Annotated in this window: 20 protein-coding genes and 1 pseudogene; 5 read left to right on the plus strand and 16 right to left on the minus strand. The window is 67.9% G+C overall.

Annotated elements, in window-relative coordinates:
* Nucleotides 1-66 precede the first annotated feature (66 nt).
* Nucleotides 67-592: pseudogene (locus tag ABKW28_RS19575) on the plus strand (IS30 family transposase); the annotation flags it as partial.
* Between the two features lie 729 nt (nt 593-1,321).
* On the opposite strand, the gene ABKW28_RS19580 reads toward ABKW28_RS19575, so the two are convergent.
* From ABKW28_RS19580 to ABKW28_RS19605, 6 genes are read right to left on the minus strand one after another with little or no spacing between them, the layout of a single operon-like run.
* Complete coding sequence (locus ABKW28_RS19580; protein ID WP_056675159.1) at nt 1,322-2,467, minus strand: thiolase family protein; 1,146 nt, start codon at nt 2,465-2,467, stop codon at nt 1,322-1,324.
* Entirely contained in the window at nt 2,460-2,879 is a 420-nt protein-coding gene (locus ABKW28_RS19585) for a zinc ribbon domain-containing protein (protein ID WP_162250900.1), read from the minus strand. The genes ABKW28_RS19580 and ABKW28_RS19585 overlap by 8 nt, the downstream gene beginning before the upstream one ends.
* A gap of 43 nt (nt 2,880-2,922) precedes the next feature.
* Nucleotides 2,923-3,693 carry an SDR family NAD(P)-dependent oxidoreductase gene (locus ABKW28_RS19590; protein WP_056675152.1) on the minus strand — a complete coding sequence of 257 codons (771 nt, stop codon included), beginning with the start codon at nt 3,691-3,693 and terminating at the stop codon, nt 2,923-2,925.
* 37 nt (nt 3,694-3,730) lie between these two features.
* Entirely contained in the window at nt 3,731-4,867 is a 1,137-nt protein-coding gene (locus ABKW28_RS19595) for an acyl-CoA dehydrogenase family protein (RefSeq protein ID WP_082563434.1), read from the minus strand.
* Nucleotides 4,864-5,679 (minus strand): enoyl-CoA hydratase-related protein, encoded by an 816-nt coding sequence (locus tag ABKW28_RS19600; protein WP_056675146.1) that lies wholly within the window; start codon nt 5,677-5,679, stop codon nt 4,864-4,866. Before ABKW28_RS19600 ends, ABKW28_RS19595 begins: the two co-directional genes overlap by 4 nt.
* Nucleotides 5,676-7,265, minus strand: coding sequence for an AMP-binding protein (locus tag ABKW28_RS19605; protein WP_056675143.1), 1,590 nt, complete (start codon nt 7,263-7,265; stop codon nt 5,676-5,678). Before ABKW28_RS19605 ends, ABKW28_RS19600 begins: the two co-directional genes overlap by 4 nt.
* 100 nt (nt 7,266-7,365) lie before the next feature.
* Between ABKW28_RS19605 and ABKW28_RS19610 the strand changes: the two genes are divergently transcribed.
* Together ABKW28_RS19610 and ABKW28_RS19615 are read left to right on the plus strand one after the other, a co-directional pair.
* Nucleotides 7,366-7,914 carry a MaoC/PaaZ C-terminal domain-containing protein gene (locus ABKW28_RS19610; protein ID WP_056675141.1) on the plus strand — a complete coding sequence of 183 codons (549 nt, stop codon included), beginning with the start codon at nt 7,366-7,368 and terminating at the stop codon, nt 7,912-7,914.
* On the plus strand, nt 7,811-8,482 hold the full coding sequence (locus tag ABKW28_RS19615; protein ID WP_082563433.1) for a TetR/AcrR family transcriptional regulator: 672 nt from the start codon (nt 7,811-7,813) through the stop codon (nt 8,480-8,482). Before ABKW28_RS19610 ends, ABKW28_RS19615 begins: the two co-directional genes overlap by 104 nt.
* Before the next feature lie 654 nt (nt 8,483-9,136).
* On the opposite strand, the gene ABKW28_RS19620 is transcribed toward ABKW28_RS19615, so the two are convergent.
* The 9 genes from ABKW28_RS19620 to ABKW28_RS19660 form a co-directional block, all read right to left on the minus strand.
* The gene (locus ABKW28_RS19620) at nt 9,137-10,228 is read right to left on the minus strand and encodes an MBL fold metallo-hydrolase (protein WP_056675134.1); all 1,092 of its coding nucleotides are present in this window, start codon (nt 10,226-10,228) and stop codon (nt 9,137-9,139) included.
* Nucleotides 10,229-10,607: 379 nt separating this feature from the next.
* Entirely contained in the window at nt 10,608-11,768 is a 1,161-nt protein-coding gene (locus ABKW28_RS19625; protein WP_056675128.1) for an acyl-CoA dehydrogenase family protein, read from the minus strand.
* Between the two features lie 10 nt (nt 11,769-11,778).
* Nucleotides 11,779-12,555: an enoyl-CoA hydratase-related protein gene (locus tag ABKW28_RS19630; protein ID WP_056675125.1), complete on the minus strand. Its 777-nt coding sequence runs from the start codon at nt 12,553-12,555 to the stop codon at nt 11,779-11,781.
* The gene (locus ABKW28_RS19635; RefSeq protein ID WP_056675121.1) at nt 12,548-14,242 is read right to left on the minus strand and encodes a long-chain-fatty-acid--CoA ligase; all 1,695 of its coding nucleotides are present in this window, start codon (nt 14,240-14,242) and stop codon (nt 12,548-12,550) included. The genes ABKW28_RS19630 and ABKW28_RS19635 overlap by 8 nt, the downstream gene beginning before the upstream one ends.
* Before the next feature lie 13 nt (nt 14,243-14,255).
* Entirely contained in the window at nt 14,256-14,999 is a 744-nt protein-coding gene (locus ABKW28_RS19640; RefSeq protein WP_056675119.1) for an SDR family NAD(P)-dependent oxidoreductase, read from the minus strand.
* Between the two features lie 11 nt (nt 15,000-15,010).
* Complete coding sequence (locus ABKW28_RS19645; RefSeq protein WP_056675113.1) at nt 15,011-16,186, minus strand: thiolase family protein; 1,176 nt, start codon at nt 16,184-16,186, stop codon at nt 15,011-15,013.
* Nucleotides 16,183-16,920, minus strand: a complete 738-nt coding sequence (locus tag ABKW28_RS19650; RefSeq protein ID WP_348612626.1) for an enoyl-CoA hydratase-related protein — start codon at nt 16,918-16,920, stop codon at nt 16,183-16,185. The genes ABKW28_RS19645 and ABKW28_RS19650 overlap by 4 nt, the downstream gene beginning before the upstream one ends.
* A gap of 70 nt (nt 16,921-16,990) precedes the next feature.
* On the minus strand, nt 16,991-18,517 hold the full coding sequence (locus ABKW28_RS19655) for a long-chain fatty acid--CoA ligase (protein WP_056675107.1): 1,527 nt from the start codon (nt 18,515-18,517) through the stop codon (nt 16,991-16,993).
* 25 nt (nt 18,518-18,542) lie between these two features.
* The gene (locus tag ABKW28_RS19660) at nt 18,543-19,421 is read right to left on the minus strand and encodes a CoA transferase (RefSeq protein WP_056675105.1); all 879 of its coding nucleotides are present in this window, start codon (nt 19,419-19,421) and stop codon (nt 18,543-18,545) included.
* Nucleotides 19,422-19,541: 120 nt separating this feature from the next.
* Here ABKW28_RS19660 and ABKW28_RS19665 point away from each other — a divergent pair, with 120 nt between their 5' ends.
* A complete protein-coding gene (locus tag ABKW28_RS19665) occupies nt 19,542-20,147 on the plus strand; it encodes a TetR family transcriptional regulator (protein ID WP_056675103.1) in 606 nt (201 codons plus the stop codon).
* Nucleotides 20,148-20,331: 184 nt separating this feature from the next.
* Here ABKW28_RS19665 and ABKW28_RS19670 read toward each other — a convergent pair whose 3' ends face one another.
* The gene (locus tag ABKW28_RS19670) at nt 20,332-20,547 is read right to left on the minus strand and encodes a hypothetical protein (protein WP_056675100.1); all 216 of its coding nucleotides are present in this window, start codon (nt 20,545-20,547) and stop codon (nt 20,332-20,334) included.
* Nucleotides 20,548-20,663: 116 nt separating this feature from the next.
* On the opposite strand from ABKW28_RS19670, the gene ABKW28_RS19675 reads away from it, so the two are divergent.
* On the plus strand, nt 20,664-20,860 hold a 197-nt coding region (locus tag ABKW28_RS19675; RefSeq protein WP_348612628.1), incomplete at its 3' end, for a hypothetical protein.

The raw sequence follows: 20,860 nt of genomic DNA on the forward strand, positions 1-20,860 counted from the left end.
AGTAAGCGACAAGACGCAAGGCGACCTCAGCCACGCCCAGTTCCCCCGGGCCGCTTCAGTCTTACGGAAGGCGACCTCATCATCGGGCTGAACCGCTCCGCGATCGGCACTCTGGTCGAACGCACCACCAGGTACACGATGCTCGTGCACCTGCCCCGTGCCGAGGGCTACGGGATCGTTGCGCCCACGAAGAACGGTCCACCGCTGGGCGGCTACGGCGCGGTCGCGATGAAGGACGCCCTCGCCACGACGATGACGACCCTGCCAGAGCAGCTGCGTCGCACGCTGACCTGGGACCGCGGCAAGGAACTGTCCCAACACGCCCAGTTCAAGAGCGAGACCGGGATCGCGGTCTACTTCGCCGACCCCCACTCGCCCTGGCAGCGGGCCACCAACGAGAACCACACGGCCTGCGGCGCCAGTACTTCCCCAAGGGCACCGACCTGTCCCGGTGGGAGCGCACGAGATGCAGGCCGTCGAAACAGCCCTCAACAACCGACCCCGCAAAACCCTGGAAGGGAAGACGCCGGCCGAAGCCCTCAACGAGCACCTACAGTTGCTTTCCCAAGGCGGTGTTGCTTCCACCGGTTGAACCTGGTTCGAGCGATTCGCTACACCGAGCGACTCGCGGAAGCAGAGGCCGTCGCGTCGGTCGGATCGCGGGGCGATTCTTACGACACGCGATGGCAGAGGCGCTCAACTCGCTGTTCAAGACCGAGTGCATCCGCAACCCGGTCATGCGGCCGAAGGGCGGCTGGAAGACGTCGGCGACGTCGAGATCGCGGTCGCCGAATACGTCGACTGGTTCAACCACAGGCGCCTGCACGGCGAGCTCGGACTTGTCCCGCCCGCCGAGTTCGAAGGCAACCACTGGGCCAGCATCACCCCCGGAGCACTACCCTCAAGAACTCGTCCCGACCGGGACTGGATCCAAGTAATCGAGCCTCCACGAAACCCGGGGCGATTCACTCCCACAGTCGAGAACAATCGGGGGACGACGTCGGGGGACGAGGGGTACCCAGCAGGCCATCCGTGCCTGTCACGGTACCGGCGGCCTGCGGCTGGCTGCGCCCTGTGTGAACCTGAACGGGACAATGATTGGGTGTCAATCAAACCGGGGGCAGTCCCCCGGGGTGCACCAGCCAGTGTTCAGTTGAGTTGAGCCATGCATCGAGAACTGGGAAGGACACACAGCTAGCCGACCGAGCACCCGGCGGCCTCCCGGTCGTCGTGCCCACACGACAGGGATCCCCACGACCGTCCGCCGAGACGCATCGAGCAGATAACACGACTTCCAACTCGCGAACTACGTTCCAACCTGCTAGACCGTCAGGATGTGGACGCTGCCGGCTGCCGCGTCCAGCCCGGTGGCGACGCCACCCAGCATCTGGGCAAGGCCGACCTTGGCGCCAGGTACCTGGCTGGCTCCGCTGCGCCCGCGCAGCTGGTCGGTGATGTCGCAGATGACCCGGACGCCGGATGCGGCCAGCGGGTGGCCGAGGGACAGCAGCCCACCGCTCGGGTTCACGGGGATGCGCCCGCCTAACGAGGTGGCGCCGGAGCGCAGCAGACCCACGCCATCACCGCGCGCGCACAGCCCCAGGTCCTCGTAGTGGACGATCTCTTCGCTCGCGAAGGCGTCGTGCAACTCGACGACGTCCACGTCGGAGGGCGCCACACCGGCCTGCTCGTAGGCGAGGGCCGCCGCCCGCGCACCGAGCTCGAGGGTCGTGATGTCGGAGCGCCGGAAATCGTAGTCGCCCGAGATCAGCGCTGATCCAGCGACGCGGACCGGTGCTTCGGCGTACTTCTTCGCCACGTCGGCGGACGCCATGACCACGGCGGCAGCCCCGTCGGTGTTGGGGCAGCACTGGAGCAGCGTGATGGGGTCGGCGATCATCCGGGAGGCCAGTACTTCTTCGACGGTGAAGCGCTTCTGGTACTGCGCTCGCGGGTTCAGGGCACCGAAGTCATGCGCCTTGACCGACACCTGGGCGAAGTCCTCAGGTGTCGCGCCGTGGGTCGCCATGAGACGTTGCGCCTGAAGCGCGAACAGTACGGGCATGCTGAGTCCGAGCTGACCGTCGAGGTCGTCCCTGTCCGGCGGGATCAGCTTCCCGGCGATCGGACTCGTGGTCATCGACTCGACACCGATGGCGATGCCGAGGTCGACGAAGCCGGCGGCGATGTCCTTGTAGAGGCTGCGGATCGCTGTCGATCCACCCGCGCACGCGTTCTCGACGTTGACCATCTCGACGCGGGTGACGCCGAGGTCCTTCATGATGGTCTGGCTGGTGATCATGGCGTCGTAGACCCGGGAGGAGAAGACGGCCTGTATCTGGGCGGAGTTGATGCCTGCGTCGGCGATCGCGGCGCGGGCGGCCTGGCCTCCCAGGTCGGCGATGCTGCGCTCGGGCATTTTGCCGAAGTCACTCTGTCCCACTCCGAGGACGAAGACCTCACGCATGGGCGGATTCCTTTCCGGGCGCAGGGACGAAGCGGTAGGCGAGCACGTCCTGCTCCTGCTCACGCCACATCGGCACGATCTCGAGCGTCATCGGTGTGCCGGGCGCCGGAAGGTCCTCGCCGGCGGAGATCGCGAGTTGGGCGAAGACCCTCACGCCGTGGGGCATGGTCACGTAGCCGACGGTGTAGCCAGGTGGGTAGCGGTGGTTGCCCATGTGCACGACGGTCGCGCAGAGCAGCTCGCCGTCTGAGCCGAGTTCCACGGGCTCCTGCGCTTCCCTGCCGCAGTCGAGGCAGCGAGGAGCGGGCGGATACGACGTGTGGCCGCACGCGGTGCAGCAGCTCGCGAGCAGGGTCGGGCCTGCCGCTGTCTCGCGGAAGAGTCCTTCGCGCAGGGGAACGGGGTTGGTCACGTCGATGCTCCTGGTTCTAGGTCGCGGTCCATGGGAGGACGGGTCAGCTCGGCGGGAGGATCATCCCGGCGTCCAGCCGGATCGAACGGCCGTTGTGCATAGGGTTTCGGACGATCTCTTCGATCAACATCGCGAACTCCGCGGGCTCGCCCATGCGCCGTGGGAAGAGCGACTGGGCGGCGAGCTCCGCCTTCAGGGCGGGAGGGACCTGGTCGTAGATCGGCGTGTCGAAGGCACCGGGCGCTACCGTCATGACACGGATTCCGTGCTGGGCGAGCTCACGGAACAGCGGCATCGTCAGGCCGACGAGGGCGGCTTTGGAGGCGCTGTAGGCAATCTGCCCGATCTGGCCCTCCCACGCCGCGCCGGACGCGACGTTGATGATGACACCACGTTCCCCGCCGGCGGTAGGCTCGCTGGCCGCCATGCCGGGGGCCACGCTGCGCATCACATGGATCGGGCCGTAGAGGTTCACCTTGATCCCCTTGTCGAAGACCTCCATAGGCAGCGGTCCGCGGCTGGACAGGAGCTTGGCGGGGGCGGCGACGGCGGCGGCGTTCACCACGACCTGGACGGCACTGTGCTCGGACTCGACGGCCGCCACGGCCATCTCGACCTGGTCGAGCTGGCTGACGTCGACCTCAAGGTAGCGGTAGCGCTCCCCCAGCTCGGCGCGGAGGGCGGCTCCGCGTTCGTCGTTGAGGTCGAACGCGGCGACTGCCCGGGCTCCGAGCTCGAGCAGGCGGCGGGCGGTGGCCTCACCTAGGCCGGAGGCGCCACCGGTCACGATGGCTACGGCGTTCTCTATCTTCACGGCTTCTCCTGGGAGCGTTGTGGTTCTCGGTGCCGGTTCAGCGGCCCATGACCTCGCGGCCGATGGCGGACCGGGCGATGATGAGCTTCTGGATCTGTGGCGTGCCGTCACCGATTTGGAAGCCGGACACGTCGCGCAGCAATGCCTGCAGCGGCATCTCCTCCGACCAGCCGACATGGCCGTGGAGCACGATGCAGTCCTGCACCGCCTGGAAGCCGACCTGGGGTGCCCACCACTTGAGCATTGCCGCCTCGACGGTGTGCGGCCTTGCGTTGCTGCGTGCCTCGAGCGTGGACGTGGCCAGGGCTCGGATGGCAGTGAGGTACGTCAGGTGTTCGGCGATCGGGAAGGTCACGCCCTGGTAGTGGCTCAGCGGCTTGCCGAAGCTCGTGCGGGTCTTGATGTGCTCGATGGTCAGGTCGATGGCCCGCTGGGCGATGCCGACTACCATGAACGCGATGAGGGTGCGCGTCAGGTCGAACTCGTTCATGATCATTGCGAACCCCTCGCCGCCCTGACCGAGTTGGTGCGAGTGCGGAACGAAGACACCCTCCATGGCGATCGAACCGCGGCCGACCGGCCGGAATCCAGGGTCGGCGAAGCGCTGGCCGGACAGGCCGGGTGAGTCCATGGGCACGACGAACGCACTGATGCGTCCCGTGTCGGTCTGACGCGCGACGATGATCGCGAGGTCTGCATCGGGCCCCTGGGTGATCGAGGTCTTCTCACCCGACAGCTCCCAGCCGCCGTCCACGGGAACGGCCTTGGCGCTCAGCGCCTGGGCGTCGGACCCGGACGCGGGCTCGGTGAGTGCGATGGCACAGACTGCTTCCCCTGCGATCACCGGTCCGAGCCAGCGGCGGACTGCCTCTTCCGAAGCGGACTTGACCAGCAGGTCGGCCGTGACGTTGTTGGCGAACACCTGGTAGCCGCAGGCAGCGTCGGCGTAGCTGACTTCTTCGCAGGCGATGCCGAGGGCTTGCAGGTCCGATCCCTGACCTCCCTGCTCCTCGGGGACGCAAAGGCCGAGTAACCCATTCCTTCCGAGGTCCATAAGGGTATCTCGCGGGTAGGGGGCACCCTGAGCGCGCTCGAGATACCCCTCGAGGAAGGATTTGCGCGCAAACGCGCGAACGCTGTCGCGGAAGTCAGCGAGCTCGTCATGGTCCGTCATCTGGTGCCTCCCGACGTCGTCTTGAACAGCGGCGCACGCTTCTCGGCGAAGGCTCTGAGCCCCTCGTCGACGTCACCGCTGTGCAGGTGCTCGGCGGTGACGAGTCGCTCGAGCCGCAAGGCGCTGGCGAGCGGCTGGTCGAGGCCGTCGTCGATCGCCTGCTTGAACAGGCGCAACGCGCTCGGGCTGCGCCGCGCGATCGTCGTGGCAAGCTCTTCGGCTCGCGTCACAAGCTGGTCGGCCGGGACGACCTCGTTGACCAGGCCCATCGCCTGCGCCTCCTTCGCAGTGACCAGCTCACCGGTGAAGGCGAGGTACTTGGCGCGGGTGGGGCCGACCACCCGTGGCAGCCGGGCTGCGCCGCCGGCGCCGGGGAGGAGGCCGTAGTTGATGTGGCCGTCGCCGAGGCGCGCGTCGGCCGAGGCGACGACTAGATCGCAGTGCAGCGCAAGCTCCAGTCCACCCGCCATCGTGATCCCGTTCAGCGCAGCGATGACTGGCTTCGGCAGCGAGGCGAGCATGGCGAAGGTCTCGGCCGCCCCCTTCTCGAAGGCGAGCAGTCGAACGGGATCCACCTTGCCGTCTGGGCCCAGCACCTCCTTGAGATCTGCGCCGGCGCAGAAGGCACGGCCCGTCGCCGTGACGACCACGACACGCACGTCCCGCTCGTCCTCGATGTCAGCCAGATGGGCGGCAAGTGCATCGAGCACGCGCTCGCTAAGGGCGTTCATCGCTTCGGCCCGGTTGAGCGACAACCAGGCCACGGGGCCCTTGTCGATACGAGTGACGGCGGCTTGCGTCACTGCGCTCATCGATCCCCACCCTCGGCGCCGATCTCTGCACCCATGGCGCGCAGACGCTTCTTGTCGATCTTCCCGACGAGGGTGGCGGGCAGCGCGTCGACGAGGTGGATCTCCTTAGGCGCCTGGTGCGCGCCCTTCGCGTCGCGCACGAGCCGCTTGAGCACGGCCTTGTCGATGGCGGCTCCCTCGTGGAGGACAATGAACGCGGTGACCGCCTCGCCCCACTTGTCGTCCGGCATGCCTACGACCGCCACCGCGGCGACGTCGGGATGCGCCGCGATCACGTCCTCGACTTCCTTCGGATAGACGTTGAACCCGCCTGAGATCACCATGTCCTTCTTGCGGTCCACGATGTGGAGATAGCCCTGCTCGTCACGCATCGCCATGTCCCCGGTATGCAGCCACCCATTGCGCAGAGTCTCCTCGGTCAAGTCGGGCCGGTTCCAGTAGCCGGACATGATGACTGGCGAGCGGACACAGAGCTCACCGGGAATCCCATCAGGGACCGGCTGGTCGGCTTCGTCGACGATCGTCACCGTGGTGCCGATGACCGGACGCCCGCACGAACTGAGCAGGTCCGGACGCCCAACCGGGTCGTGCTCCTCACGTAGGAGGCTCGTCGTAACGCCGACGCACTCAGTCTGACCATAGCACTGGACGAACTTCTGCCCGAACCGGTTCAGGGCCTGGGTGAGCCGGGAGGGCGAAATCGGTGCTGCGCCATAAACGAAGGTCTCGAGCGAGCTCAGGTCCGCGTCCTCCGATGTGGTGTGGTCGAGCAGGGCGTTGATCATTGTCGGCACCGCGAAGGTGCAGTTGGCCTGCTCCTTCTCAATCGCCTGCACGAAGGACTTCGGCTCGAAGCCTTGAAGCAAGATGACCGTGCCGCCGCGGGCCAGGGTTGGGAAGAGCGGCAGCACCCCGGCATGCGTGATCGGCGGTGCGACCAGGTAGCGGGGCTTGGCGGGGAGTTGCCAGCTCGTCAGCACCGCCTTGCACTGCTCGGCCATCGCTCGGTGCGAGAGCATGACGCCCTTCGGCGTGCCGGTGGTCCCGCCCGTGTACTGCAGCCAGGCGAGGTCCTCCTGGCCGGCCGGGCCCGGCTCGAGCGGCTTCGGGTCGTAGCCCTCGATCAGCTCGAACAGGTCCTGCCCAGCGTCGGACTCACCGAACACGAGCAGGTGCTTCACCGTCTTGGAGCGTTCGGCGACAGCGGCTCCCACCTCCGCGAATGTCGGATGGACGATGAGGACCTCGATCTCGGCGTCGTCGCAGATCCAGACGTGATCCTCGACGGACCCCATCGGGTGGAGGCCGGTGTAGTGGCCGCCGATGAGGTAGGTCGCCGCCTGGGTCAGCCAGACCTCGGGGAGGTTGACACTGAGCGCCCCCACGCCAGACCCATGGGAAATTCCGCGGTCGACGAGCAGCTGCTGTATGCGGCTCATGGAGTCGGCCGCTTCGGCGAACGTCATGCGCTGTTCGCCGAGCACGAACGCCTCGTTGTCCGCGAAGCGCTCAAACGCCTCGACGATGAGGTCGCTATACGTCGCTCCGCGCGAGGCGGCCGGGATGGTGGGGGCTGAGTGAGCCATGTTGACGCCTTCCGCCGGATTAACTCATCAGTTAGTCTAGGCAAGTCTTCACGTACGTCAAGGTCGAGCACGACCTCGTTCGAGAAAGGTGCCCACGTCGATGAGCAGTGCAGGTCCAGCTCCGATCCAGGACGGTCTGCTGTACGCCGAAGACCTCGCCGCGCGGGTCGGCGTACTGAGTTCGCTCGGCCCCGTCACCATGACCGAGTCGGAGATCCGCGCCTTCGCGCAGCGGTGGGACCCGCTTCCAATCCACGTCGGCGACGGGGGTCCTTTCGGCGGTGTGATCGCCAGCGGGCTCCACACTTTTGCAGTGTTCCAGCGGCTCGCCGTCGACGCGGCGTACTCCTCCTGGGCCGTCGTGGCGGGACGTGCGATCCGCGAGATGGTGCTGCCGCGGCCGGTCTTCCCTGGGGACGTCCTGACCGGCTGGGTCCGTGTCAACGGCGCCTGTCCCCCGCGCAACGGCATGGCGAAACTCGAGGTGGAGGGCCGCCTGGAGAATCAGCACGGCAAGACGGTCCTCACTCTGCGCCTCGAGAGCTATGTCAGCACCGCACGGGCCTCGAGACACCGGTGGAGTAGCCTGCAGCCGTCCGGATCCGGAGGGAGCACGTGTGGCCAGGCAACGGGCGACGACCACGGCTGACATCATTGAAGCCGCCGCTCGCGTGTTCCAGACCAAGGGCTACCGAAGCTCGACCATCGACGACATCTGCCTCGAGGCCGGGATCTCCCGTCCGACGATCTACAAGTACATCGAGAGCAAGCTGTGGCTCCTGGACCAGATGGTGGCGCACGTCACGGAGGAGCTCAGCGAGAAGTTGCAGGACCTGCTCACCAGCAACCTCTCGCCCCGCGAGAAGATTCGGGCGGTCGTCAAGCTCCACATCGAGTCAGCGTCCAGCAAACGCGTCTTCTACGCCACTGTCTGGGGTGAGCAACCGGAGTTGTCGGAGCTGGCGCTCCAGTCCTTCCGATCCTGGTCCCACACCGTTACCCGCGATTTCGCCGAGCTCCTGGATGATTACCGCAAGAGCGAGAGACTCGAGCCGAAAGCGGATGGCACGGTCCTGGCAAACCTAACCCTGACCATGCTCACCAGCCTTTTCCGGTGGTACGACCCACTGGGATCGACCACGCCCGAGGACCTGGCGCACCAAGTGCTGGTGATGCTGTCGGGTCCCCTTCCGGCAATCGACCAAGACGGTGCCTGAGCCAGCTGTGCCCGGACGGGTAGAGCTTGCCCAGGTCGGTGGGGATCTCCGTGCCGTCGCCGTACCTCTTGTGGTTGAGCCGATCGGTGCCGAAGTCCCGACCGCTCCAGGTTTGGTGCCCGCCACCGATTCCGACGCTGACGAGTGGTCCGCCGACGCCCGGCGGCCAGCCCGAGCTCGGGCATCATCGCCGCGACGGTGTTCTCTCCTGCGCCGAACGGTCGCCGTCGCGCCACTCGTAGAACCTTCCCTGCGAACGCCGAGAAACGCCCGACGCGTAGTCGCCGACGGCAGCACGCCGTGGTTCGCCCTCTGGGCGGCGATAGATCCGGCCACGGATACCAGCACATCGCCTCGTGCACCCAGTGGGCCACCAAGCGCTTGGGCACATCACGCTGGCCGAAGATCGATGATCTCCCTGCGCAGGCGCTGCATCTCCGCGCGCTCGGACTCGCTCAACGGCGCGTTCTCGCGTGACCTCCCCGGCTGGGCCTTGGCCACCCAGGTCCCCAACGTCCCTCGATGATCCCCAACTCCCGGGCCACCTGCGCGATCGGTTTCCTGGTTCCGAGCACCAGCCGGACCGCGCCCTGCTCGAAGTTCGTCGAACTTCGGTACCTGGCCATGGCTCATCGTTTGTGGCGATGCTCCACGCTACGAGGGGAAGCCCATGGAAACTGGTCGGCGAGGGCTGACGGTGTAGACGACCCCGCCGGAGGTTGGGGTGGCGGTGGCCTGGCCGCGGGCGACGAGGAGGTCGAGGTGGGCCTTAGTCTCCATCGCGGCCATGCCTTGGTTGAAGATGTCGAGCTGGTCCCACGGGTGCTCGTGGCGGGTCCAGCCGAGGTGGGTCGCGACGCCCTTCGCGGTCGACGGACCACGGGCGAGGGCAGCGAGGCTGAGCTCGAGCCGCTGCTCGTGGTGTATGAGCAGCTCGTCTACCCGTGCGTGGGTCGACGGCGCGATCGGCCCGTGGGCAGGCAGGAGCTGGAGGTCGGGCAAGGCGCGTACCTTGGCCAGCGAGGTGAGGAAGTCCCTGAGCGGCTCATCAGCGGGCGGCACGGTGAGACCGATCGACGGTGTGATCGTCGGCAGCACGTGGTCGCCGGCGAAGAGCAGCCCGGCCGCCTGTTCGGCGAACACGTAGTGGCCGGGAGTGTGGCCGGGCGTGTGTACGGCGTCCAGCACCCGCGTGCCCAGGTCGACCGTGAGGTCTCCCTCGAGCCAGTTGTCCGGGAGCGCCCAGATCGACAAGTCCGGCATCTCGCCTGGGCCGGCCTCAACCCAGGCCTCGGCGACGTCACGCGCTCCGGCGGTGACCAGGACGTCGTGGAACGGGTTGCGCTTGGTGTCGGGAGTGAGCAGCAGCTCCAGCGCGGGCCGCTCCGGCTCGCCGAGTATGACCTCGGCGCCGTACTCCCGGCCGAGAACCGAGGCCATCGTGAAGTGGTCGCGGTGAATGTGGGTGACGAGGAACCGATCGATGTCGCCGAAGCCGTAGCCGAGCGAGCGCAGGCAGCGGTCCAGCAGTTCGCGGGCCTCGGGAATCGCCCAGCCGCCGTCGACGAGGATGGGGCCGGAATCGGTGTCGATGACGTAGACGTTGACCGCCCGCAGGCCGTCCATCGGCAGCGGCAGCGGGATTCGGTGGATGCCCTCAGCGACCTGCCACGCGCCCTCCGCGGTCCAGTGCGTGCCGGAGTCGGCCGAGATCGCCCGGTGGGTCGGTGTCGTTGGCGTCGTCATGTCATGGACCCCGTCCGAACCGTCACGACGGGCTGGACGACGATCGAGCACGTCACCACGTCACCGGCGCGCTGCGGCGAAGGAAGCGTATGTCGTGGATGTCCTCGCCCGCGACGAGGCCGTGCCGCTGGTACACGCCGGTCGCTGCGAACCCTTTGGATGATCCGGGCCGTGTGCAGACCGCTGGCGATCCAGTGCGCGGACGTCGGTGTGCGCGGCGAGATCGCGATCGACGTGGACGTACTGCGGGGCCCGGGCCGAGGCGAACTCGACGACCTCGTTCTCCGTGACCTGATAGGGGCCGCAGTCGATGTCTTGCCCGACGGGCATGTCCTCAGCGGGCAGGAGCACGGGTGCGTTGTCTCAACGTCGGAGCACGTCATAGGGCTCTGGCCACCAGTTCCTTCATGATCTCGTTCGTTCCCCCGTAGATCTTCTGGACGCGGGCGGCGGCGAACATCCGGGCGATCGGGTATTCCATCATGTAGCCGTAGCCGCCGAAGACCTGCAGGCAGCGATCGACCACCTTGTTCTGTATGTCGGTGCACCAGAACTTCGCGAGGGAGGCACCGGCCGCGTCCAGTTCGCCGGCGACGTGCCGGGTGATGCAGCTGTCGACGAGGGTGCGCGCGGCGAGGGCGTCAGCAGCGCACTCGGCAAGGACGAATCGGGTGTTCTGGAACGACAGGAGCGTCTCCCCGAAGGCCTCTCGCTCTTTCGCGTAGGCGATCGCGTGCCTTACAGCCGTCTCAGCCGCGGCTGCCGCCGTGACGGCGATGATGAGCCGTTCCTGGGGCAGCTGCTCCATGAGCTGCTGGAAGGCGCGGCCCTCGACGCCCCCGAGGAGATTGACGGCAGGCACGCGCATGTCCACGAACGCCAGCTCTCGGGTGTCCTGGCCGTGCATGCCGATCTTCTCGAGCACCCGGCCGCGCTCGAAGCCCGGCAGGTCCTGCGTCTCGGCGACGATGAGGGACAGGCCTCGGCCGCCGGGCTCGTCGCTGGTGCGGGCCACGATGATGAGCACGTCGCAGTGGGTTCCGTTGGAGATGAATGTCTTGGAGCCGTTGATGATGTAGCCGTAGCCGTCGCCGTCGCGTACGGCGCGGGTGCGGACCCGTTGCAGGTCCGAGCCAGTGGTCGGTTCGGTCATTGCGATCGCAGCGACGAGTTCACCGGAGGCCATGCCGGGTAGCCAGCGCAGCTTCTGCTCCTGCGTGCCGAAGGCGTTGACGTAGTGGGCGACGATGGTGCTGTGCACGCTGTTGGCCCAGGCGTCGTCGGCGACGTGGGCCTGCTCGGCCGCGATGATCGCTTCGTGTGCGAAAGTGGCGCCGCCGCCGCCGTACTCCTCGGGGATGCTGATACACAGCAGACCGGCGCGTCCGGCCGCGCGCCAGAAGTCGCGGTCGACCATGTGCTGCTCGGCCCACCGGGCTTGGTTCGGCACGACCTCCTTGTCGAGGAAGGTGCGGGTGAGCTGCTGCAGGTCGTCGAGTTCCTCGGTCAGCCAGGGTGACCGGTAGTCGTCCAGGATCATCGGGTCGTCCTTATCTGCCGGTGAAGGCGGGCGTGCGTCGGTCGGTGAAAGCGCTGATCCCTTCCTCAGCGTCGGACGTGCCGAGCGCGAGGAGGAAGTTGCGCCGCTCGTGGGCGAGTCCTTGTTGAAGCGGCAGGTCGTGGACCCGCCGGGCCGAGTCAGCGGCATACGCCACGGCTCGGGGAGCGTTGGCGGCGATCTGGGCGGCGAGCTCGAGCGCGCGGTCGAGTACCTGGCCGTCGTCGACGAGGTCGGCGACGAGGCCTGCCGTGTAGGCCCATTCGGCGTCGACTGGCGCGCCGGTGAGGAGCATCCGCATGGCCTTGGCCTTGCCGATGGCGTGGACCAGGCGCTGGGTGCCGCCGGCGCCGGGGATCACCCCGAGTTTGACCTCGGGGACGGCGAAGCGGGCCGAGCGCCCTGCGACGGCGGTGTCGCAGGCGAGGACGAGCTCGCAGCCGCCGCCGAAGGCGAGGCCGCGGACCGCGGCGATCGTCGGGACGGGCAGGGAGGCCACGGTCTCGAAGAGCCGGTCGAACGGAAACGCGTCGAGCGGGGAGGCGTTGACCATGCCGGGGATCTCGCCGATGTCCGCGCCAGCGCAGAATGCCTTGTCCGATCCGGACACGACAACCGCGCGGACGGCGTTGTCGACGGCGGCCTCCTCGAGGCGGTCAGCGAGGTGGTCGACGAGTGTGCGGCTCAACGCGTTGAGGGCGGCGGGCCGGTCAAGGGTGAGAACCAGGGTCGTACCGTGGGCTTCGGCGGACACGAGCTGCTCAGGCATCGGCCTGCTCACCCTCGTAGGCGGCGGCGTATGCCGAGCGGATCTGCTTCTTGTCGAACTTGCCGACGCTCGTACGGGGGATCTCGGCGACGATCTCGATGGCATCGGGCAGCTGCCACGCGGCGAATGCGCTAGACAGGTGGCTGCGGACCTGCTCGAGGGTGATCTCCTGCCCGGGCTTGGGGACGATGAGGACGAAGGGCCGCTCCTGCCACTTCGGGTGTGCCAGTCCCACGACCGCGGCTTCGGCGATAGCCGGGTGGCTGAGGAGCAGGTTCTCCATGTCGATCGAGGAGATCCATTCACCGCCGCTCTTGATGACGTCCTTGACCCGGTCGGTCACCTTCAGGTACCCATCCGCGTCGATCGTCCCGACGTCGCCGCTTCGCCAGTAGCCGTCGTGGAACCGGCCGGCTCGGTCGTCCTCTGGCATGTTGTGGTAGGTCCTGGTGACCCACGGGCCTCGCATGCAGATCTCCCCCTGGGTGACGCCATCCCATGCGACGTCGTTGCCGGTGCCGTCGATGAGCCGGACGTCGACGCCCGTGACGGGCAGGCCCTGTTTGCGCTTGAGCTCGAAGAGCTCGTTCTCGCTCAGGCGTTCGCGCACGCTCGGCTTGTAGCGGTTCATCGTCACGAGCGGGGTGGTCTCGGTCGCGCCGTAGGCGTGGACGATCTCGGCGCCGGTCAGGTCTCGGAAGCCGCGCATCATCGTCAGCGGCGGCTCGGTGGCTCCAGACATCATCCGCAGCCGGGACAGGTCCGGCTTCTCGTCGAGGCTCTCGATGTAATGCAACATCGGCAGGAAGATTGCAGGTGCGCCGTTGGTGACGGTGACGCCTTCGGCGATGATCGCGTCGGTCAGCGGTTTGGTGTCCTCGGCCATATAGCGGCCGGGTAGGACGATTTTGTTGGCCATCAGCGTCGCTGCCTGGGGAAGGCCCCACGCCTGGCCGTGGAACATCGGAGTGATGAGCATGGTGCAGTCGTCGAGGACCATCCCGATGTTCGTGGCGATGCCGTACGAGTGCAGGTAGATCGCCCGATGGGAGTAGTAGACGCCCTTGGGTCGCCCGGTCGTGCCGGTCGTGTAGCACGCGCTGTACGCGGAGCGCTCGTCGATCTCCGGCCAGACCAGGTGCGGGCTGGCCGCGGCGACGAGGTCCTCGTAGTGGTGCAGGTTGGGCAGGCTGGTCTCGACCTGTGAGAGCGGCTTGTCGGTCATCACGACCCATGCACGCACTCCGGGCAGCAGGTGGGCAACGGCCTCGGCGACCGGCAGGAGCGTCTCGTCGATGCAGATGACCGACGTGCCGCTGTCGTCGATCACGAATGACAGGTCCTCTGGCCCGAGGCGGAGGTTGAGCTGGACCAACACGGCGGCAAGGCCCGGGATGGCCCAGTAGAGCTCGTAGTGGCGGCGGCTGTTCCAGTCGAGGACGCCGACACGGTCCCCGGGCTGGACGCCAAGAGCGCGCAGCGCGTTTGCGCCCCGGATCACGCGCTCGTATGCCGCCGCGTAGGTGTAGCGGTCCCAGCCCCCTTCCGGGGTGCGATAGACGATCTCGCGCTCGGGATGCGTGCGTGCGGCGTGCAGGATGAGCGTGGTCGTGTTCAGCTGGACGTCGTCCCCCATGGTCGACGGGTAGCCGGTGACGAGGGGGCGGGTGGTGAAGGGGGAAGTCATGACGGTCTCCTGTTCAGCGGGCGGCCATGCGCAGGGCTCCGTCGAGACGGATCACCTCGCCGTTGACCATCTGGTTTTCGATGATGTGGATTGCGAGGGCGGCGTACTCGGACGGGTCGCCGAGCCGCGCCGGGAAGGGCACCTGCTGGCCAAGCGACTCCCTGGCGGCTTCAGGCAGCACGCCCATCATGGGGGTGAGGAACAGCCCCGGCGCGATGGTTGCCACCCGGATCCCGTACCGCGCAAGCTCGCGGGCGATCGGGAGCGTCATGGCGACGACTCCGCCCTTGGAGGCCGAGTAGGCGGCTTGGCCGATCTGGCCGTCGAAGGCGGCGGCCGAGGCGGTGTTGATGATCACACCACGCTCGCCGCTCGGGCCAGGCTCGGCGTCGCTCATCGCGGCGGCGGCGAGCCTGATCACGTTGAACGTACCGGCGAGGTTCACATCGAGGACCTTCATAAAGTCCTCGAGTTGGTGCGGCCCGGACCTGCCGAGCACCTTTTGGGCGACGCCGATTCCGGCGCAGTTGACCACCCCGCAGAGCGGTCCCGGCTGGTGGCTGGCGACTTCGACCGCGTGGGCCACCGCGCCGGCGTCGGTGACGTCGGTCTCGACGAAGACGGCGCCGGCGGGCGCTGTCCCGGCGCGGTCGGCGACGACGACGTGCGCGCCTCGCTCGAGTAGGGCGGCGGTGGTCGCGCCTCCGAGCCCGGATGCGCCTCCGGTGACGAGGAAGGTGTGGTTGCTGATCTCCATGTTGTTGCTCCTCAGGCGATGCGTTCGATGATCGTGGCGTTGGCCATGCCGCCGCCCTCGCAGATGGTGAGCAGGCCGTAGCGGGCCTCGCGGCGCTCGAGCTCGTTGACGAGCTGGGTCAGCAGGCGCGCGCCGGTCGAGCCGAGCGGGTGGCCGATGGCGATGGATCCGCCGTTGACGTTGAGCTGGTCCTCCGGGTAGCCGAACTCCTCGCACCACAGCAGCGGGACCGGCGAGAATGCCTCGTTGACCTCGACGAGGTCGATGTCGCCGACGGTGAGGCCGGCCTTGTCCAGGGCCTTCTGACTGGCTGGGATGATGGCCGTGAATTGAAGCACCGGGTCGTCCGCGGCGACGGCCATGGAGACGACCCTGGCCCGCGGTCGCAGTCCGGCCGCCTCAGCGGCGGCGCGTTCGGCGACCAGGAGGGCGGCCGCTCCGTCGCTCATCTGCGAGGCGTTGCCGGCGGTGATGACGCCGTCCGGGGAGAACACCGGCTGCAGGGCGGCGACCCGCGCGGGGGCGATGTCGAGCCGGATCCCCTCGTCCCGGGTCATCGGGGCGGTGGAGCCGTCTTTGGCCGCGCCGTCGAGGGGCACGAGCGCGGAGGCGAAGTGCCCGGCGTCGGTCGCTGCGGCGGCGCGGCGGTGGCTCTGGACGCTGAAGGTGTCGAGCTGCTCACGGGTGAAACCCCACTTCGTGGCGACGAGCTCGACTGATGGTCCTTGGGCGGGCAGGTTGCCGTCAAAGCGCGCCAGGGCCCGTTCGCCGTACCAGTCGCCCTGGGCGCCGCCGGGGACGAAGAGCGGACCGAGGTCGACCCGGCTCATGGACTCGACGCCGGCGCCGATGGCGAAGTCGTACTCGCCGGACTTGATCGCTTGGGCCGCGAAGTGGACCGCCTGTTGGCCGGACCCGCACTGTCGGTCGAGGGTCGTGCCGGGCACGGCGGTGGGCAGGCCCGCACCGAGCAGGGCGTTGCGGGCGACGTTGCCGCTCTGCTCACCGCGCTGGAGGGCGCAGCCGACGATGACGTCGGAGAGTCGGTCTGGGTCGAGGCCGGTGCGCTCGGCGAGGTGGGCGAGGGTGTGCGCGAGCAGGTCGACGGGGTGCCAGTCGCGCAGCTGGCCGCCACGCTTGCCGACCGGTGTGCGGACGGCGTCGACGATGACTGCTTCACGGGTCATGGTTGGGCTCCTTGGTGGCGGGTGCGGAAGGCGTTCAGGGCTTGGTGGAACTCGGGCGTCGACACGTTGGCGACCTGGGCTTCGGCTTCGCGGGCCAGCGCTTCGGTGAGGGCCGCGGTCCACGTGGCGTCGAGGAGGTGCTTGGTGCGTGCCTGGGCAGGGCGGGAGGAGCCGGCCAGGCGTCGGGCCAGGGCGGTGACCGCGTCATCGAGCTCCTCCGATGGCACGCAGCGTGCGATGAGTCCGACCTGAGCAGCGGTGGGCCCGTCGAGGTCGTCCCCGAGGAGGGCCAACTCGCGCGCCTGCCGCAGTCCGACGAGCCGGGGCAGGACCCAGCTGCCACCGAGGTCGATGGACAGGCCGAGCCGGGCGAAGTTCTGGGTGAACCGCGCCGTCTCGTCGGCGACGACGAAGTCGCAGGCGAGGGCCAGGTTGCAGCCGGCGCCGACCGCGGCGCCACGGACCTTGGCGATGACCGGCTGCGGCAAGTTGCGCAGGACAGGAACGATCTTGTTGAACTCGACCATGGCCTCGCCAAGTCGGCCGGGGTCGAGGTCGATGAGGTCGGCGCCGGCGCAGAAGTTGCCCCCCGCGCCGGTGAGCACCACGACACGAACGTCGTCGTCCCGCGCGACGTCGGCCAAAGCTGTGAGCAGATCCTGCGCCGAGTGAGGGCTCAGCGCGTTGCGGCGCTCAGGCCGGGTCAGCTCGACCGTGGCGACGGGTCCGTCCACGGTGAGGCGCAGGGTCGACGGCGCCGTCGGCGCCCTGGCGGTGGACCCACTGCCCAGGTCGCTCGGGGTGTCAGGCATTCAGTTTCGCCCGGATCTGGTGCTTGAGGAGCTTGCCGGAGGCGTTGCGGGGAATCTCGTCGATGATGATGAGCTCGCGGGGCAGTTTGTAGCTGCTGAGGCACTGCTGGCCGTACTCGCGCAGTTGCTCGAAGGTGAGCGTCGCACCGTCCCGTGGGGTCACGACGGCCACGACGCTCTCGCCGTACTCCTCGTTCGGTCGCGAGACGATGGCGATGTCCCCGACCGCTGGGTGACCGGCCAGGGCGCTCTCGACCTCGACCGAATAGACGTTGCGGCCACCGGTGATGATCATGTCCTTGAGCCGGTCGACCAGCGTGATGTATCCGTCCTCGTCGATGCTGGCGATGTCGCCGGTGTGCACCCAGCCGTCTCGGACGGTCTCCGCCGTCGCTTCGGGGTTGCCCCAGTAGCCCTTCATCATCGTCTCGCCGCGCATGATCATCTCGCCGACCCCGCCGGGCGCCACGTCGTTGCCGTCGAGGTCGACGATGTGCACCTCGGTGTTGGCGATGGCGCTGCGACCGCTCGCGCTCGGTCGCGCGAGCACCTCGTCATGCTGCAGGAGGATGCCCCCCGGCCCGCCCTCGGTCTGGCCGCATGCCTGGATGATCGACGCGCCCGGCAGCGCCGCCACGAGCGCCTCAGCCGTCGTCGCCGGCATCGGAGCAGCGCCGTACAAGCAGACACGCAGGCTCGACAGGTCGCGTGTCGCGATCGACGGGGTGCGCAGCAGGAACGTGTACATCGTCGGGACGCCGAAGAACTGGGTGATCCGCTCGCGTTCGAGCATCTCGAGCACCGTTTCCGGGTCGAAGCGGGGCAGGATGACGTGCGTCGCGCCATACATCATCCCGCCGATCAGAAGCATGTTGAGGGCCGCTGAGTGATACAGGGGAGCAACGTGCAACATCCGCTCCCCCTCATGAAGTCCTAAACCAATCGCCGTGTTGATGCCGACCCACAGGATGCGGTGCTGGTCGAAGAGGGCACCCTTGGGGCGACCGGTCGTGCCCGAGGTGTAGATGATGAGCGCGTCGTCGTCCTCCGCGACCTCGACGTCGATCGGCTCAGCGGACTGGACGGCCGCGGCTGCGAGCACGTCGTCGAAACCCGTTGCGCGACCCAGCGCGAGCGCGGGGATGCTACCTGCGCGCCCCCCGCCGCCTGCCAGCCCCTGGATGTTCTCGACGACCTCTGGACCGAAGAGCAGCAGACTGGCGCCCGAGTCGGTGACGAAGTGGTCGATCTCGGGCGGCGCCGACCGCGGGTTGACGGGCACGACGATGGCGCCCAGACGGAGTCCGGCGTAGAGCGCGACGACGAAGGCGCCGCTGTTGCCCGAGAGCAGGAGTAGACGGTCGCCCTTGGCCAGGCCCCGGTCGGTCAGCTCACGCGCGAGCTGGTTGACGCTGGCGTCGAGTTCGGCGTACGTCATCGAACCCGAACCGAACTCGACGGCGATCCGTTGGGGAACACGACTGGCAGTCCGGGCGAGGACTTGGGCGAGGCTGGGCACGGGAGACTCCTAGTTGGGGTGGGGATCAGCCGAGGTTGTGGAAAGGGACGGGCGGGTCAGGAACAGCGGCACGCGGGTCTTGGACGGCAACGAGGGGGATGTCGAGCGAACGGCCCAGCGACTCCCAGTGGGCGCTGGACTCGGTGCCGAAGCGGGCGATCAGTTCCTCACGCGTGCGCCCGACTGCGTCGGCGAGACGGCGGGCGAAGTGCGGTTCGATCGCGCCGACGGCGACGTGCCCGTCGGCTGTCGCGTAGATGCTGTAGGTGGGCAGGCCCCCTCCTAGGACGTCACCGGGACGCGTCAGGCCGTGGCGCACCGCGGCCGATGCGTGGAAGGCCACATCGTCGAGCACGACCCGCTCGCGTACGGCCGTCTTCCTTGACGTCCGTCGCCGCAGCCCGGCGAGTGTCGCGGTCACCGCTCGCTCTGCTCCGAGCACGTCGACAAACGGCACGAGGGGCATGGTTGGCGGCATGAGCGTGCCCTGGACGGCCTGGTACGTCAGGTCATGCCCGGCCTCGTCCGATCGTTCTCCGTCGTAGCCGACGACCTCGACCAGGACGAGACCATGCCGCTCGACGCTATCCACAAGCCCAAGCCGCGTGAGAGCCGAGGGTCGCATCGCGGTCAGCAGCACATCGGCAACCGCGAGCCGCGTCTCCAGCGCTGATCGGCCGGCTGGGCTCTTGAGGTCGAGCGTGACGACCTCCTGACCGGCGGCGAGCTCCTCGTACCAGCTCGGTGCGACCGCTTGGAGCGGGTCTCCGGAGGGCGGCTCGACCTTGGTCGCTGACGCCCCCATCGAGGCAAGGCGGGCGACCGCCAAGGGTCCGGGGAGGTTCACGGCCAGGGAAACGACCCCGACGCCCGCGACTGCGGTCGCGTCTGGCGTTCTCGACACTTACTGCTCCTTTGGCCGCTGCCTGTTTGTACAGTTGTATAGCAACTGGTACGTTCGTGCAATAGGTAACTAGTACGTTCGTGCCGATCCGAGAACGCAGACCGAGAAGGATGAGGAGACATGACGCGACGACAGCCCAGTGCGGCTCTACGCGCGGACGACCTCACGGCGAAGGCGCGGATCCGGAACGCCGCACTGGATCTCTTCGCGGCGAATGGCGCCGAGGCCACCTCGCTACGCGCGGTCGCGGCCGCGGCGGGCGTGACGGTCGGTCTAGTCGTCCACCACTACGGGACGAAGGAGGCACTGCGCGAAGCCGTCGAACTCGCGATCGTCGAGCAGTTCGCCCAGACGATCGCGTCCGTCCCGCTCGGCCCTTGCCCGCCCGGCCAGGTCACGGCGGCACGCGACCGTGCTGTGGCCGCCATGCTCTCGGCCAACCAAGCGATCGTCGACTACCTGCGGCGGGCTATCCTCGATGGGAGCGCAGGGCGAGTCGACTTGGTCAGCCGGCTCAGCCAGCTCTCCGCCCAGCAGGTCGACGATCTGCGGGAGGCCGGCGTCGCCTCGACGAAGCACACCGTCGGCGAGCAGGTCGTCACCATCATGGTGCGGCAGCTCGGACGCCTTTTCCTGCAGCCGCTTGTCGACCGCATCACCGACGAGTTCGCCGATGACACGGGCGCGTCGATGAGACCGCAGCTCGTTGTGGATGTGAACCACTGAGCCGTCACGCACGAGCGTCACCGGACAAGCGGGCTGGGTCCCTATGTCGCGGGATGGGCTTTGCCACCGGTCAAGTCCGGAGCTCGGCACGGTCGCCGCCCTCGTGATCGCGTGGGGCAGGACGGTGCAGCTGGCGCAGGCTGTCTCGGGAGGTGCCGGGATGGGTGGCATGCGTCTGCTGCAATCACTCCACTTCAAGCTTCATTACCTCGTCGCCGTGATCGTTGATGACCTTGGCCGCGACCTTGCCCGTAGCCGGCTTGGAGAAGGGGCGCGAGTCGGTGGCGTCGAGCGTGGCCCCGGCATCCCGGTCGATATCGGTCTTGAGGGCCGTCTTGAGCCGCTTGTATGGATCGTTGCCGTCGACGGGCTCGCCATGACGCCACCTCGGCGTCGGCACCCTCGGCGGTGGTATCGACTCCGCCGCTGGTGACAAACTCGGTCCCGGGCTCGTCGTCGTCGGTCTCGATTTGACGCAGCCGACGCACCGTCGCCTGGTCGAGCCCGGTCAGATGCATGACGTCCTTGACCGCGAGCCGCTCTGCGAGAAGCCGTTCGATCGCGGTCGCGGCCGCGACCTCCATGAACCGCATCCCAGTTCTGCTCACTGAATTTCCTCACAAGGACGCGGGGATCCAGGGCGAATTCAACCGGTCGTCGCAACACCTCATGATCACGGAGGTGTTTGATGGGTCGTCGTCAGCAGGCGTCAG

Source organism: Nocardioides sp. 31GB23 (assembly GCF_040012395.1).
Taxonomy (GTDB): Bacteria; Actinomycetota; Actinomycetes; order Propionibacteriales; family Nocardioidaceae; genus Nocardioides; species Nocardioides salarius.